Consider the following 12,851-nt stretch of genomic DNA (forward strand, 5'->3'; position numbering starts at 1 on the left):
GAGGAGGAAGACAGGAATGCAACCGATATTGGAAGTAAATGACCTGCAAGTCTCATTCCACGTTCGTGCAGGTGAAGTTCAAGCAGTTCGAGGAATCCAATTCCATGTCAATGAAGGAGAAGCAGTAGCTATCGTAGGAGAATCGGGTTGCGGCAAGAGTGTAACCGCCCAGTCGATTTTGCGACTGCTTCCGAGTCCGCCCAGTCGGGTAAAGAATGGTGAAATTCGCTTTAAAGGCAAAGACTTGCTCAAAATAAAAGAGCGGGAAATGCAGTCCATTCGCGGCAAAGATATCGGCATGATCTTTCAAGATCCGATGACGTCGTTGAATCCGACGATGACCATTGGCCGTCAAATTTCAGAAGTATTAATCAAGCATCAAAACTTGAGCGCTGCTCAGGCAAAAAAACGTGCGATTGAAATGCTATCTTTGGTTGGCATACCTAATCCCGCTTCGCGCTTCGTCCAGTATCCGCACGAATTTTCCGGTGGAATGAGGCAGCGGGCCATGATTGCCATCGCGCTTGCCTGCAGGCCTTCACTCCTAATTGCAGATGAGCCGACGACAGCACTCGATGTGACAATACAAGCACAAATATTACGTGTCATGAAGGATTTGCAACGGGAGTTCGGCACCTCGATCATATTGATTACGCATGATCTGGGCATCGTCGCCGATTTATGCGACCGCGTCATCGTCATGTATGCCGGCAAGATTGTCGAGACTGGGACAAAATGGGAAATATTCAAAAACCCGCAGCATCCGTATACGAAGGGGCTGCTCCGTTCGCTGCCGCGTCTCGATCAGAAGAGGGACGAAGCACTCATTCCGATTTATGGGACACCGCCCGATCTGTTGAAACCGCCTGCAGGATGTGGATTTTGCGCCCGCTGCGATGAAGCGATGCGTATTTGTATCACGCACGATCCGGATGCGACAAGCTTAAGTGCATCGCACCAGGCAAACTGCTGGCTTCTTCATCCGATGGCGAAGGAGGTTGCACAATGAGCGGCGAGGCACTATTGGAAGTGAATCAGCTGCAGAAATTTTTCAATCTTGGCCGTGGCAACATCTTAAAAGCGGTAAATGATGTCAGCTTTACGATTCAGCGTGGCGAGACGTTAGGCATGGTGGGTGAATCAGGATGCGGCAAGTCGACCGCAGGCCGCACTATTTTGCGCTTGTATGAGCCTACACAAGGACAAGTCAGGTATAACGGCACGGACATATATCGGGTCAAGCGCGGACAAATGAAGGCGTTGCGGCGCGAGATGCAAATGATATTCCAAGATCCGTATGCCTCATTGAATCCGCGCATGACGATAACCGATATTATCGGCGAGGCGCTGGATATACATGGTCTTGCCGGCAGTCGATCAGCCCGCAAGAAACGGGTGGAGGATTTGCTTGATCTAGTCGGGCTCAACCCGGATCATGCCACTCGCTACCCGCACGAGTTCTCAGGCGGTCAGCGCCAACGCATCGGAATTGCGCGCGCGCTTGCCGTCGACCCGAAATTCATCATCTGCGATGAACCGATTTCAGCGCTCGACGTATCCATTCAAGCGCAGATCGTCAACCTGCTGCAAGATTTGCAGAAGCAGTTCGGTCTTACTTATTTGTTCATCGCCCACGACCTGTCCATGGTGAAGCATATCAGTGATCGGGTAGCCGTCATGTATCTAGGGAAAATGGTTGAACTGTCTGACAGCGAGAGCATTTATGCGGAACCGCTTCATCCGTATACCCGTGCTTTAATGTCATCCATACCGGTTCCAGACCCGGAAATTGAAGCGCAGAAAGAACGAATTGTGCTTAGCGGCGAACTGCCCAGTCCGATCCATCCGCCGAGCGGCTGCCACTTCCGCACGCGCTGTCCGCTTGCCTCGGACCGCTGCGCACAAGCAGAACCTCCGTTCCGCGAAGCGAAGCCGGGCCACTTCGTTGCTTGCCATCTCGTATAATTATGAATACAAAGGCAGAGTCATCCGCGTCCCGAATGGGAGGCTGTAGGATACTCTGCCTTGTAGAGGTTATTCAAATGCAACGAGCAGCGAATGATGACATACCGTATGCAAGTCCCTGAAAATTTGATTAATCGTCGTATCCTCCATCACCGCATGAATGCCCATGTAAGGGAAGATAGAATCCGCGCATGATAAGGCCACGCTGCCGCTCTCCTTGCACTGGCGAGACACCCGCATGCTCTCTTCCTCTGAGAGCGGTAGACCGTTCACATGCCGTGTCCATGATTCCTCAATGACATCATAGAATTGCGTCACTGAGCGGGCAAGCAGTGCATCCATCTTATCGATCTTCGCTTGTACCGCTGCATAGCGATTCACGGATGAACTTTCCCATACTTCCTTATTTCGTTCCAGGATGAGCTTCGCTTCATCCAAGAAGTGACGGCTAAGCCCGATGCTTACAGCCGCAAACGAAGCTTCAGCAAATGGCAGGAACGGATATGTGTACACTGGATCGCCATAAGAACCTGCAGGTTGACTAATATCGAAGGTCATCACATCGGGAACGAATAACTCGTTAACGACAATGGAATGGCTCTCCGTCGCCTTAAGGCCGAAGGCCTTCCAATCTTTTATTATTTCGACTTGATTCGGCCAAAAAATAAAGGAACGGATCTGAGGTGTCTCGCTGCTGTCCCCCGTATCTACGGTACAATTGGCCGTAAAGACCGTCGCATGTGTGGAACCGCTGCAAAATTTCCATCTCCCGCTGACTATATATCCGCCGTCCACCTTCTGCGCTGTTCCGGATGGATGTCCCGATCCTGCAACGACCGCTTGCGGGCTGGCGAATACTGCTCGCGCTACCGACGGCGATACGAACGGCGCAAAAAATCCTCCACCCGATCCGATAGTAATAAGCCAACCAAAGCTGCCGTTAATCCAAGAAGCGTGTTCAAACCGCTTCAATGCCTCCGGCAAGGGGGTTATATGTCCTTCAAGCTGTTCTGGAACGAACAGCTTGAATAGGCCCCGTTCATAAATCCAATCCAAAAATGTCTGCGGCAGCTTGCCTGACGTCTCCATCGCCAGAGCTTGGCTGCGTATCGTCTCGATCTCTTCTACCGTAAAAGTCATCTTCATCCATCTCCAATCTCTCTACCACATGCGAAAAAGGATTGGTCTTTCCGCAACTACATAGAAAGAGCTCAATCCAAATCTAATATTTATTATAATATAAGTTACAGTTGAAGGCGCAAACGGATCATATCCCGGCATGGAATACCATTTTCTTCAATCGGCTCCTCGTAATGAATCGTGAAGAAATCAGGATCTACGCCGCAAATGCGAAATCCGCACTTTTGATATAAAGCAAGCTGGTCCAGGCTGGAATTGCCCGTCCCCACTTCGAGCACGTGATACCCCAGCTCCTTCGCAGCATGTATGGCATGCATAACAAGACGCTTGCCGTATCCCCGGCCTTGCCACGCTTCATCCACCGCCACGTTCACCAGCTCAAGCGTATGTGGACGCGTCGGCAGCAGCAGTATTGCTCCCTTCGTCTCCCCTTGATCTTTTATAACAAAGCCATGGCTTCGATCCAGATAACTGTATACCGCTGTTTCTTCGGGATCTGCAAGCAGCAGCAGCTCCATCGGAATGTCGCGGTTGTTCTCGATTGTTGTAATTTGCACTGTCATCATTCCATTCTCCTCTCGAACGAGACACCTTCACTTATGTACCTGCGTTCGGCCAATTATAATGTGATTTAAGCTGTCCGGCATCCTTCTTCAGCATATATCCCGTGTTCCAAATAATGTTTGTAAATATGAAAAAACACGCGAATACCGGCAAAAAAATTCTCATCGTGCGGACATTTTGTTATCAAATAAATGGTATCTTCAATCGAGGGACTTTCCCCTCGTGCCATCATGGCGTGGTGTTGATCCAAGTCAATTTCGAACAGGCCAGCCATGTCGTCAAGCGCTTGCCCATAAGCATACAACGCGCTTGAACCTTTCATTTCCTGCAGCCTGTAGCATAATGCTGTTGCCATGTAAATCACCTACTTGTTCAAAATATCATTATATCATCCCAATGCTGAATTACGTCGCTTGAAGCGGCGCTTCTTTTCTGGCAACTATATAAAAGCGGTGGCACGTCGCATCGAAATATCCTGTTCGTGACATCCGTTCGTGCAATTGTTCCAGCGGTTCTCTATAGGCTTCAATCGAAAATTCAGGAATTTGCCAAGGAATGGCCTTCAAGTAAAATACGATCGCTCCCAGATCATAAAAGCGAGTAAACGTTCGTTCTTCATCCTGCTTCAGTACCGTGAATCCGGCTTCTTCAAGCTGTGCTCTAGCAGCCTCACAAGTCCAATCGGCGTAATCGAACGGCGGAACGCGCATAGCCTCATTCATTTCCTTATCATTATCTCCACCGACTTGCTGCGTCAGGAAGAAGCCGCCCGGCTTTAAGATTCGCCATAACTCACGCGCTGAAAAGGATTCATGCCGGTTCACCACCAGATCGAACTGCGCATCAGCGAAGGGCAGCCGCTCCTCGTCGTCGAACGGCAACACCTGTACCCCAAGCGGTTCCAAGCGGCTTCTCGCGACGGCAACATTAGGCGGATAGCCTTCGGTTGCGCACGTATGCACAGGCAGCGGCTGCATGGAAGCGAGGAATTCGCCGCCTCCGGTTCCCATATCGAGCATCGCTTGGCTTCTGCGCATCAGTCTCTCGACCATACTTGTATAGTTCCAACGTACAGGACATTCTTGCATTCTTCCTTTTTGCGTCAAATAGGAGAAATCCCAACCGGAGAATGCTTGTTCATCATTTGCAAGGACGTGTTCAAAGGACGGCTCATCCAGCCAATGCATAGCATCCTGATCAGCGTCTGTTGACCTCATATTCCTGCCTCCTTCTGCTATTTCAGTACGTATGAAATACGATGTTTACCGTTTAACCGCTACCGAAATAATATGTGGACTCATTCCCATAATGCTGTTCTCTTCTTCGACCTGCCGGCTTAATTGGATTAGGCGATTGCGGCTGGATTCGTCAGACCACTTCTCCTCGAAGGTTGGAATTATCCAGACCGGGCCCTCCACTGCTAACGTTTGCAAATGCTCCAACCCCACTGCTTCCATTTCTTCTTGCAATTCGTTCGGCAGATGAAAATAAGATCGGGCGATAAACCCTGGATACTTATCTGGTCGCACGTGCTGGCCTTCGCTTATTTCACGTTCAATCATGAACATGAAGTCATCCTCGTTAATGAGTTGATTATCTCTGCCGTACACAGACAAGCCATAGAGCATCGCCCCATAGCGCGTAATGGCTGCAGCAATTAGGATACCGCCGTCCTTGAGCAAGCGTTTCGCTTCCGCTAGCGCCGCAATGCGCTCCTCTCGTTCTGTCAAATGATACAACGGCCCCATTAACAACACGGCATCAGCAGACTTATCCGCTCTCGCAATCTGACGCGCATCCGCGACTTCAATGCTTTGGATAGGACGGGTAAGCTGCTGATTAAGCTCGGCTGCCATATCTGCCGATTTGGAAGCCAGATCGAACAGATGCACCTCGTGTCCTTGCTCGGCCAGCCAACCAGAATAGACTCCAGCTCCGCCCCCGATATCATAGATTACGAGCCCGCTGCCTTGGATATAGCGGGAAATAATTTCTTTAGACCGTTCAAGCTCAAGCTTTTCAATACCGCGTGACAGCCTGCTCTTCTCCAAGCCTTGATTGTAGTACGCCATAATTTGCTCCATCTCTTCTGTAGGGTTATCCGTCATATGATCACCACCACGCAAGGAAGCTTCTCCAGAATAAACTCCGTTCCTTCCGTGTATCCTTTCTTCACCGCATGATGTCCGTTCCTTCCGTTGATGACGCTTACATATACGATATAGTATGATCGTTAAAGAAAGCTGCAGACCAAGCCTACTTTTATATTGCTTTCAGATCATTCCATTGCAAAGCGATTTCCGTGTGACGTTCTCCCCCGATTTCAATTTCCGTATCACCGATGACTTCCGCGCCGGTGCGACGATAGAAATGGAGTGCGTCGTTTCCTTTTAGCACCCATACGAGCATGCTGTTGAATCCGTCTCCGAGCATACAGCTGGCAATCGCCTGCACCAACTGCCTTCCCAAGCCTTGACCCTGTACCTGCTGCAATAAGTATAGAGCATACAGCTCCGCACGATCGGTATATTCCTCGCTGCGGCTGGGACCTCCCATGGCAAACCCGACAACCAGGCCATCCGAATCCTCCACGACCAACAAGTATTTGTCCGGAGTCAGCTGTTCAATGGCATGCGCCCACAAATTATGTCGCGATTCAATGGACAGTCCACTTAAATATTCATCAGACACAAGACCCTGATACGTCGTACGCCAGCTTTCCACATGCACACGGGCAATATTAGCCGCATCTTTCACTTCCGCAGAACGAATGTTCATGCAACCTCTCCTTCCGTTCCGACCACAGTGTAATTGTGTGGCTATCGTGTCGTTATCTCCTGGCATTTATCGGTTTATGTAGCGCATACAGGTCATCTTCCAAGTTCATCATACGCTCGGTCAACAGCTTTCTCGCGTCTTCCAGCGCTTGATTATAAATGATGGGGCCAAGCATCGCCAGCATATCATCGACAGTCTGTTCGGCAGCAATGTCGCCCATCGCTTCGCCGCGTTCGTCAAAATAACTCTTGATCTGCTCTACCAGCTCTTTCTTCTGTTCTCTTGGAAGTTTGATCGGAATCAAGACGTTGTTCCTCCTTCTCCGGGTTATGCTCCCGCTGCAGTTTTCTCACTAAAACAGATACTATACTATGATGAATGTTCATTTTTTTGATTAAGACAATTTAAAGGTTTCCTATAGTTTATTCTAGTCTACCATATTGAACCGCGTTTCTGTCAGATCTAAATACACCAAACCAAACAAAAAGGATGATTACCGAGATATTTATTATTCAGCAAGCCCAATTATCTGTGTGCGACATATAAACCTTCCAAATCTTCTGTCGAGTCACCACAATACACGAGTTGACCGTTTCGTAAAATAGCAACCTGCTGAGCTAACTTTTCTGCCAATCCGATAATATGTGTTGATAATAAAATAAGGGCGCCATTCTCGCTGTACTCCTGCAGCGTGTTCCGGACGATCATGACCTGATCGGGGTCAAGACCGTTCGTCGGTTCGTCTAATATGAGAATGTCCGGCTCGTGAAGAAGCGTTGATGCAAGGGCTACTCTTTTTTTGGTTCCTTGAGATAATGCATCCATCTGGTGATTGTGATAAACTTGCAATTCGAATCGTTCAAGCCAGTGCATAATACGGTCTTCAAGTTGCCCCCTCTGTATGTTACGCAGACCGCCGTTCAATCTCATCATCTCTACGACCGTAAGTGATGGATAATAGAAAGGAAACTCCATCAAGTATCCAATACGTTGTTTGTATCGTTGATCTTGCCACTGTAAAACATGATGATTTAGAGAAATTGTTCCTTGCTGTGGTTGGTTAAGCCCTGCAATTAAGTTCAATAAAGTGGTTTTACCCGCTCCGTTAGGTCCAAGCAGAACGGTTATTTGCCCCGAATAAAAGGTACAATCTATCTCGTGAAGAATTTCTTTGGAACCATATGCATAGCAAATTTGATTTAATTGCAAGGATATAGTCTCTTTATTGTTCATGATATACAGTCCACTCCTTGAAAAAATGGTGGTGGTGTTCCCCTTTTTGACAATTCACCGTCAAATATCATTCGGTACTCGTCGATAAAACCTAACAAAACGCATATGGATGATGAAAGTAGCAATAACAAAGAAAACAAATTGAGTTTGATGCAAATATACGAGAAATATCATGCCTAGTGCAATAATGAGGTTGCCAAAAAAAGGGATTCGTTCACGAACCGTAAATCTGTATCCTGCCAATAAACCAAAGCTGACCATCGTTGCAGAAAGAAATGCGCTCTGCATCAATTGCTCAAGCCATTTATCCCAAGCAAGTTCTTCTAACACAAGCCCCCACACAAGCTGATTAATAGCCGCAATGCTTGTACCGAGTCCCCAACATACGAACCATTTCGCAGACAGCATTTTACGCCAAGCATAGAACGTCACGGTATATAACGACAGCCCTCTTCCTTCATAAGCAAAGCTTCTAACTGTCCAAATATCATTGACAAACCAAATAAGCAGAGCTGAGCTTATGGGCAAAAAAACAGGGGTCTCTGCTACGATGTAATAATTGAGCAATTCAAGCGCAAACACGCAAACGACAAACGGAAAAACATCTCTAAAGCGGATAATAAATAGAAGTTCCTTTTTAAGTAATGGATGCTTCGACAGCCAGCGTGTCTGATGATGATCCGTTACAAAAAAATGAAAACTTAACACTTTAGGCCAAGCTTGTTGTGCAACCCAAAATGTTAAGGCTAAAATGATGACCGTTAACAATAGCAAGCAGGTAATACGTCCAGTCGGGTTGAATTGCGCAAAAACAGCCCACAAGTTGATTGCTAGCATCAACGTCGAAATTAACAAATACCGAATTCGTTTTAAGAGATAGGAATATCCAACCAGTTCAGCATAGGAGAAACCGGCAACCATCATCACCAACCATTGCCACACGTCTATCTGTGCTGGATTCCACAATAGCTGGCCGACGGTTATCCATACAAGCAGCAACAAAAAAGGCATTTTTTTAAGAAATGCATAAGTGGTTAAAAAGGTATGCTTCTGCCCTAATGACCATAAAAATCGTACTTCCTCTACTTTATAACTAGAAGCAAACAGACTCAGCCCTGAAAAAAAACCAATAAGCCAGTATCCGAGCAGCATGTCAACATTTTCTATGTAATTGGAGTACAACAGTGCAGTTATTTGATCTGCTCCTTTAGGGAGTAAGAAAAGGATCAGCGAGAATAACACAACATCGCGCCGTGATACATTCTTCAATCGACAAACATACACTTGTCTATACAATTGAAAACTTGTCATTATGTCTCCTTCTCCCAACAAGACACACGTTTGAATTTACGAGAACCATCGTGACAACCTTCTTGACAATCTAACTTTAAGTGTAGATCAAGATACGTATTTCGATCTGCTCGGTGGAACTGCAGGTATTATATGTGCCTTCATTATCTACAGCCATCACAGGTCAATCGGTAATATCGAAATAATCCCCCTTGAAATCCCGGTATATCGTCCACGTCGATTCGGACAGCACCGTAACATGACTTTCCTCTTTTCTAAGTTAGGATGTAGTCATTGTCAGTTCTTGATTGGCCACACCAAACGGAACATGAACAGACGGAGCAATTCGAGCGACGCCTTCGATATGTCCCAGTTGATCATCAAAGAAAATGTGCGGCTTGAATATTTTGAGGACGCGTCCTTTGTCAATGCCACCTAGAAAGAAAGCTTCATCCACTTGAATTCCCAGCTGCCGCAACGTAGAAATAACACGCTCATGGGCAGGCGCATTGCGCGCGGTTACGATTGCTATGCGAATGCGCGGCCGGTATTCCGCATCCTGCTCTCTCTTATTACGCTCAAATTGCTGCAACCTTGCAATTTCCTTGAAAAATTTCAATAACGGTCCTGGTGGAAGCGGCTCATTCGCGAACTGCTGCTCATGCCGATGGAACGCCTGGAGCTTACCGCCCTTCTGATAGACCGCTTCTGCGGAATCATCGGCAATAATGCCATCGAAATCAAAAGCGATGCGCAGCTCGGGTTCTTCCTCATCATCTATGTACTCGGTCGGATATACACATCCCGCAGGGAGCCCGCTAGCAACCGCTTCCCGTACATCCTCAGGATTGCCTGACAGAAAGAGCGATGCATTGAATGCTTCCATGTAAACGAACGGATTGCTTCCCGTGACAAATGCCGCCCGTGAAATGGGCAAGCCATGGTGCTCAATCGATTTAAATACACGGAGTCCGGTATCCGGATCGTTCCGGGATAATAGCACTACTTCAACATGCTGATCATTCGATGAATTTCCGTTAATCCCAAGCAGTCTCCGCACGAGCGGAAAGGCTACGCCTGGAAGGAACGGCTCTTGCTCATGTTCCCGCTGATATTTGCGGTACTCTTCTTCTCCCTGAGCCCGAAATACTTGATCCGCCTGACTCAAATCGAATAACGCGCTCGAAGCGACCGCGACGACGAATTTGTGTGAAATATCATAAGCCATTCCATGTCGGGCCCCCTTTCTCCCTTACTTTAGCGAGTCATCAGCGTACGTTTTTTATCCATAATATATAAGTCCAACGCTTGTATAGCCCGTCGCAGCAGCTTGATAACCAAATAGGCGATGTAGATCCCTACAATAATGGTGACAACATAGAACAGTTGAATGAACAATGACATAAGCATATAGCTCATGTGATTCATGAATATCAGCTCCTTCCTTGCTCCGTCCCCCGCCCTGTGCTCCAACCTGTAAGCTGGCTCCACTCGGATGCTCTTTGCATAACGCTCCATATAAACGGTGTCTTGGCATCTGTGTAGCCGTGGCGATCGTGACGGTACTGCTCCGCCAGACGCAGCTTTATATCCGCATAGGCATCGCGCTCTTCAGGATGGCAGCGAAGATAATCGCGGAACAGCAAGGCGAACTGCTCAGACCAGCTCCCCGCTTGTCTGACATGGATGTGCGTGCGCTCGCATCCGGGTGATTCTCTAAAATAGCGCTTGGTCAAATCCGGATTGTCCGCCCGATGCATCCACCCCAGCTCCCGTAGAGGATGGACATAGCCCTCTAGTGATTGTAAATCGGTTACCGAGATTTGAATGTCGATGATAGGCTTCGCCGCACATCCCGGTATGGAGGTGGAACCGATATGCTCCACCCGGACAGCAATATCCTGCAACGACCTGCGTATCGGAGCAGCAATGCGTTCAAATTGGGCGGGCCACTGTGTCTGATAAGGCATAATCTGCACTTCATACGCATTCACTAGATTTGCGCCCCCAACTGCAGTATAATTTCCTCCCCATCCTTCTCTCCGGTATCACGAAAGCCTAGCTTCACATACAACTCACGGGCCACCGTATTATCCGGCACGTATGAAATGCGAATGGCGGTCGCCTTGTAATCCTGCTTCAGCGTGTCGATTACGGTTTGCAATGCCGCTGTTCCATAGCCTTGTCCTTGGTAAGCGGCATCGATCATGAAGCGCATAATCCAATGGCAGCCATCATCAGGGTACGGAACCGTATCGAACATGACGAAGCCTGTCATCGTATCTTCTGCATAGATTGCACACGGCTTCAAATTAGGTTCCACCTTCGATTGAGCGATGGAATACAGATTCGAAGCAACGAAGTTTCTCTGCTCCTCTTTCGGAGAAAGCTGAATGCAGTTCTTCCAGTTGTCCACCGTCACATCCACTAATGATATATTTTTTTGTTCCATGATCTCCCTCCTTACATTTATTCCTCATTCCTGTTCTTCCTTCGAATCGTAGTCATACAATTGATTCCAATAGCAACCGCCGCAATGAACAGAAGAGCAGAATAAGAGGAGTTGACGTTCCTTCCTTTGCCAAGCACTTGAATATCCTCCGCTGCATCTTCAAGCGGAGCAGTACGAGTGCACAGATGCGTCATGTATTTCCCATCACTATGATAAGCATATACAAGATACTCTTTTCCGGGTTCAAATTCGTATCCGCAGCTTGCTAAGGACAGCGCGGTGACGACTTTGGCATTGGATGGAACATTTCCTTTCCATACGCGCTTCACTTGAAAAGAAACTTTCACAGGATCTGCAGTAGAAAAAGTCATTTTGGTCCAACTGCGGCTCACATGGGTCACCTTGCCAGCGAACACAGCCGCTGCATCTCGCTTGGCATCCTCGATGCTCGGGCTCGCCGCGCAGGAGCAGGCGGAGACGGGAGCCGCAAATAGAAACGAGAGCCCAAACATGACGACAGTCATCATTAAAATGCAGGCGAACGGTAATCTTGTCGGGGTACGCTTCAACGAATATCCCTCCTGGAGTTTTACCTATGTTAACCTGTACGAAATAAAGCAGGAAAATGTTTCATAATCGCGCCGTTTCTTATTGGGGGAGCATCCTGACATGTAAACGCTGATCAAAGACAGCAGGATGAGCAATGTCGCGGATGAATAGAATATAGAAAATGATATCGCATCAGCGACAGAATGAGGCGGTTGGAGAAAGTGGAAGCATCACCCTTCTTGAGAAGTACGAAGACGCGGCTTCATCATACGGAAATAATCCATCCCTTTAAGGATGACTGGATGTTCCTTCACACGAGATATGAAACGGCTCGCCTCGGCAACTGCTAGGTCATATTGCGACTTCGAAATTCGGCCCCATTCGAGGGCCTCCTCCAATTCATTCTCATCCAGCAGGAAAACTTGTCCAGAGGGCAACAATACCACATCCAAATACAAGTCATCATAATACGGAATCCCGCGTTGATCCACGTCGACATGTTCGCATATATCAATATACCATTGCACGATTTTTTCCTGATCATTGAACATAGTCGTGACCGAATAGTGGGCGTGCAGAGGGAAATGCTGCATCCAATAATATCCTGTGTTCACGAGAGGTATCTTTGTTCCGCCCATTTCCTTAACAAGCGGTGCCCGAACGGAATTGAATTTAATGAGAGAGACATAGCCGGTGAAATGGGTGTCCTCAACATAGGTCAATGCAAAGTCTTTAGATAAAATTCGTTTCCAATCACCGCGATCTGCATATTTTCTCTTCATACGGCCAGCCCTTCTTTACGCTTGATTCAGTCCTTGCTGCGCGAACGTTTCATTTTGTGAACAATCAACTTCAACCAATTAATTCCTTTCTATTATAA

Annotated in this window: 17 protein-coding genes; 2 read left to right on the forward strand and 15 right to left on the reverse strand. The window is 47.7% G+C overall.

What is annotated here, in order from left to right:
• The first annotated feature begins 16 nt into the window (after positions 1-16).
• Positions 17-1,009, forward strand: a complete 993-nt coding sequence (locus tag A372_RS0127380; RefSeq protein WP_019424124.1) for an ABC transporter ATP-binding protein — start codon at positions 17-19, stop codon at positions 1,007-1,009.
• A complete protein-coding gene (locus A372_RS0127385) occupies positions 1,006-1,965 on the forward strand; it encodes an ABC transporter ATP-binding protein (RefSeq protein ID WP_019424125.1) in 960 nt (319 codons plus the stop codon). Before A372_RS0127380 ends, A372_RS0127385 begins: the two co-directional genes overlap by 4 nt.
• A 69-nt stretch (positions 1,966-2,034) precedes the next feature.
• On the opposite strand, the gene A372_RS0127390 is transcribed toward A372_RS0127385, so the two are convergent.
• From A372_RS0127390 to A372_RS0127460, 15 genes are all read right to left on the reverse strand, one after another.
• Positions 2,035-3,105: a hypothetical protein gene (locus A372_RS0127390; RefSeq protein ID WP_019424126.1), complete on the reverse strand. Its 1,071-nt coding sequence runs from the start codon at positions 3,103-3,105 to the stop codon at positions 2,035-2,037.
• Positions 3,106-3,209: 104 nt separating this feature from the next.
• Complete coding sequence (locus A372_RS0127395; RefSeq protein ID WP_019424127.1) at positions 3,210-3,668, reverse strand: GNAT family N-acetyltransferase; 459 nt, start codon at positions 3,666-3,668, stop codon at positions 3,210-3,212.
• Between the two features lie 68 nt (positions 3,669-3,736).
• Positions 3,737-4,024 (reverse strand): hypothetical protein, encoded by a 288-nt coding sequence (locus A372_RS0127400; RefSeq protein WP_019424128.1) that lies wholly within the window; start codon positions 4,022-4,024, stop codon positions 3,737-3,739.
• Between the two features lie 49 nt (positions 4,025-4,073).
• On the reverse strand, positions 4,074-4,886 hold the full coding sequence (locus tag A372_RS0127405) for a class I SAM-dependent methyltransferase (protein WP_019424129.1): 813 nt from the start codon (positions 4,884-4,886) through the stop codon (positions 4,074-4,076).
• A 45-nt stretch (positions 4,887-4,931) separates the two neighbouring features.
• Positions 4,932-5,777, reverse strand: coding sequence for a class I SAM-dependent methyltransferase (locus A372_RS0127410; protein ID WP_019424130.1), 846 nt, complete (start codon positions 5,775-5,777; stop codon positions 4,932-4,934).
• 154 nt (positions 5,778-5,931) lie between these two features.
• A complete protein-coding gene (locus A372_RS0127415; RefSeq protein ID WP_019424131.1) occupies positions 5,932-6,447 on the reverse strand; it encodes a GNAT family N-acetyltransferase in 516 nt (171 codons plus the stop codon).
• Between the two features lie 52 nt (positions 6,448-6,499).
• The gene (locus A372_RS0127420; RefSeq protein ID WP_019424132.1) at positions 6,500-6,751 is read right to left on the reverse strand and encodes a DUF2164 domain-containing protein; all 252 of its coding nucleotides are present in this window, start codon (positions 6,749-6,751) and stop codon (positions 6,500-6,502) included.
• A 221-nt stretch (positions 6,752-6,972) separates the two neighbouring features.
• Complete coding sequence (locus A372_RS0127425; protein ID WP_019424133.1) at positions 6,973-7,680, reverse strand: ABC transporter ATP-binding protein; 708 nt, start codon at positions 7,678-7,680, stop codon at positions 6,973-6,975.
• A 60-nt stretch (positions 7,681-7,740) separates the two neighbouring features.
• Positions 7,741-8,991: a hypothetical protein gene (locus tag A372_RS0127430; protein WP_019424134.1), complete on the reverse strand. Its 1,251-nt coding sequence runs from the start codon at positions 8,989-8,991 to the stop codon at positions 7,741-7,743.
• Between the two features lie 259 nt (positions 8,992-9,250).
• On the reverse strand, positions 9,251-10,198 hold the full coding sequence (locus A372_RS0127435; protein ID WP_019424135.1) for a 5'-nucleotidase: 948 nt from the start codon (positions 10,196-10,198) through the stop codon (positions 9,251-9,253).
• A 29-nt stretch (positions 10,199-10,227) separates the two neighbouring features.
• Positions 10,228-10,398 carry a hypothetical protein gene (locus tag A372_RS37695; RefSeq protein ID WP_019424136.1) on the reverse strand — a complete coding sequence of 57 codons (171 nt, stop codon included), beginning with the start codon at positions 10,396-10,398 and terminating at the stop codon, positions 10,228-10,230.
• Positions 10,399-10,403: 5 nt separating this feature from the next.
• Positions 10,404-10,964 carry a GrpB family protein gene (locus A372_RS0127445; protein ID WP_019424137.1) on the reverse strand — a complete coding sequence of 187 codons (561 nt, stop codon included), beginning with the start codon at positions 10,962-10,964 and terminating at the stop codon, positions 10,404-10,406.
• The gene (locus tag A372_RS0127450) at positions 10,964-11,422 is read right to left on the reverse strand and encodes a GNAT family N-acetyltransferase (RefSeq protein ID WP_019424138.1); all 459 of its coding nucleotides are present in this window, start codon (positions 11,420-11,422) and stop codon (positions 10,964-10,966) included. The genes A372_RS0127445 and A372_RS0127450 overlap by 1 nt, the downstream gene beginning before the upstream one ends.
• Positions 11,423-11,439: 17 nt before the next feature.
• On the reverse strand, positions 11,440-11,991 hold the full coding sequence (locus A372_RS34835; RefSeq protein ID WP_019424139.1) for a hypothetical protein: 552 nt from the start codon (positions 11,989-11,991) through the stop codon (positions 11,440-11,442).
• Between the two features lie 210 nt (positions 11,992-12,201).
• Positions 12,202-12,753, reverse strand: a complete 552-nt coding sequence (locus A372_RS0127460; protein ID WP_019424140.1) for a DUF402 domain-containing protein — start codon at positions 12,751-12,753, stop codon at positions 12,202-12,204.
• Positions 12,754-12,851 lie beyond the last annotated feature (98 nt).

The sequence above is a fragment of the Paenibacillus sp. OSY-SE genome (assembly GCF_000283315.1).
GTDB classification, from domain to species: Bacteria; Bacillota; Bacilli; order Paenibacillales; family Paenibacillaceae; genus Paenibacillus_B; species Paenibacillus_B profundus.

Excerpts from the sequence above, each read along its gene's own strand:
- A372_RS0127380 (WP_019424124.1), top strand. The coding sequence starts at position 17 with ATGCAACCGATATTGGAAGTAAATGACCTGCAAGTCTCATTCCACGTT.
- A372_RS0127385 (WP_019424125.1), top strand. The coding sequence starts at position 1,006 with ATGAGCGGCGAGGCACTATTGGAAGTGAATCAGCTGCAGAAATTTTTC.
- A372_RS0127390 (WP_019424126.1), bottom strand. The coding sequence starts at position 3,105 with ATGACTTTTACGGTAGAAGAGATCGAGACGATACGCAGCCAAGCTCTG.
- A372_RS0127395 (WP_019424127.1), bottom strand. The coding sequence starts at position 3,668 with ATGACAGTGCAAATTACAACAATCGAGAACAACCGCGACATTCCGATG.
- A372_RS0127400 (WP_019424128.1), bottom strand. The coding sequence starts at position 4,024 with ATGGCAACAGCATTATGCTACAGGCTGCAGGAAATGAAAGGTTCAAGC.
- A372_RS0127405 (WP_019424129.1), bottom strand. The coding sequence starts at position 4,886 with ATGAGGTCAACAGACGCTGATCAGGATGCTATGCATTGGCTGGATGAG.
- A372_RS0127410 (WP_019424130.1), bottom strand. The coding sequence starts at position 5,777 with ATGACGGATAACCCTACAGAAGAGATGGAGCAAATTATGGCGTACTAC.
- A372_RS0127415 (WP_019424131.1), bottom strand. The coding sequence starts at position 6,447 with ATGAACATTCGTTCTGCGGAAGTGAAAGATGCGGCTAATATTGCCCGT.
- A372_RS0127425 (WP_019424133.1), bottom strand. The coding sequence starts at position 7,680 with ATGAACAATAAAGAGACTATATCCTTGCAATTAAATCAAATTTGCTAT.
- A372_RS0127430 (WP_019424134.1), bottom strand. The coding sequence starts at position 8,991 with ATGACAAGTTTTCAATTGTATAGACAAGTGTATGTTTGTCGATTGAAG.
- A372_RS0127435 (WP_019424135.1), bottom strand. The coding sequence starts at position 10,198 with ATGGCTTATGATATTTCACACAAATTCGTCGTCGCGGTCGCTTCGAGC.
- A372_RS37695 (WP_019424136.1), bottom strand. The coding sequence starts at position 10,398 with ATGAATCACATGAGCTATATGCTTATGTCATTGTTCATTCAACTGTTC.
- A372_RS0127450 (WP_019424138.1), bottom strand. The coding sequence starts at position 11,422 with ATGGAACAAAAAAATATATCATTAGTGGATGTGACGGTGGACAACTGG.
- A372_RS0127460 (WP_019424140.1), bottom strand. The coding sequence starts at position 12,753 with ATGAAGAGAAAATATGCAGATCGCGGTGATTGGAAACGAATTTTATCT.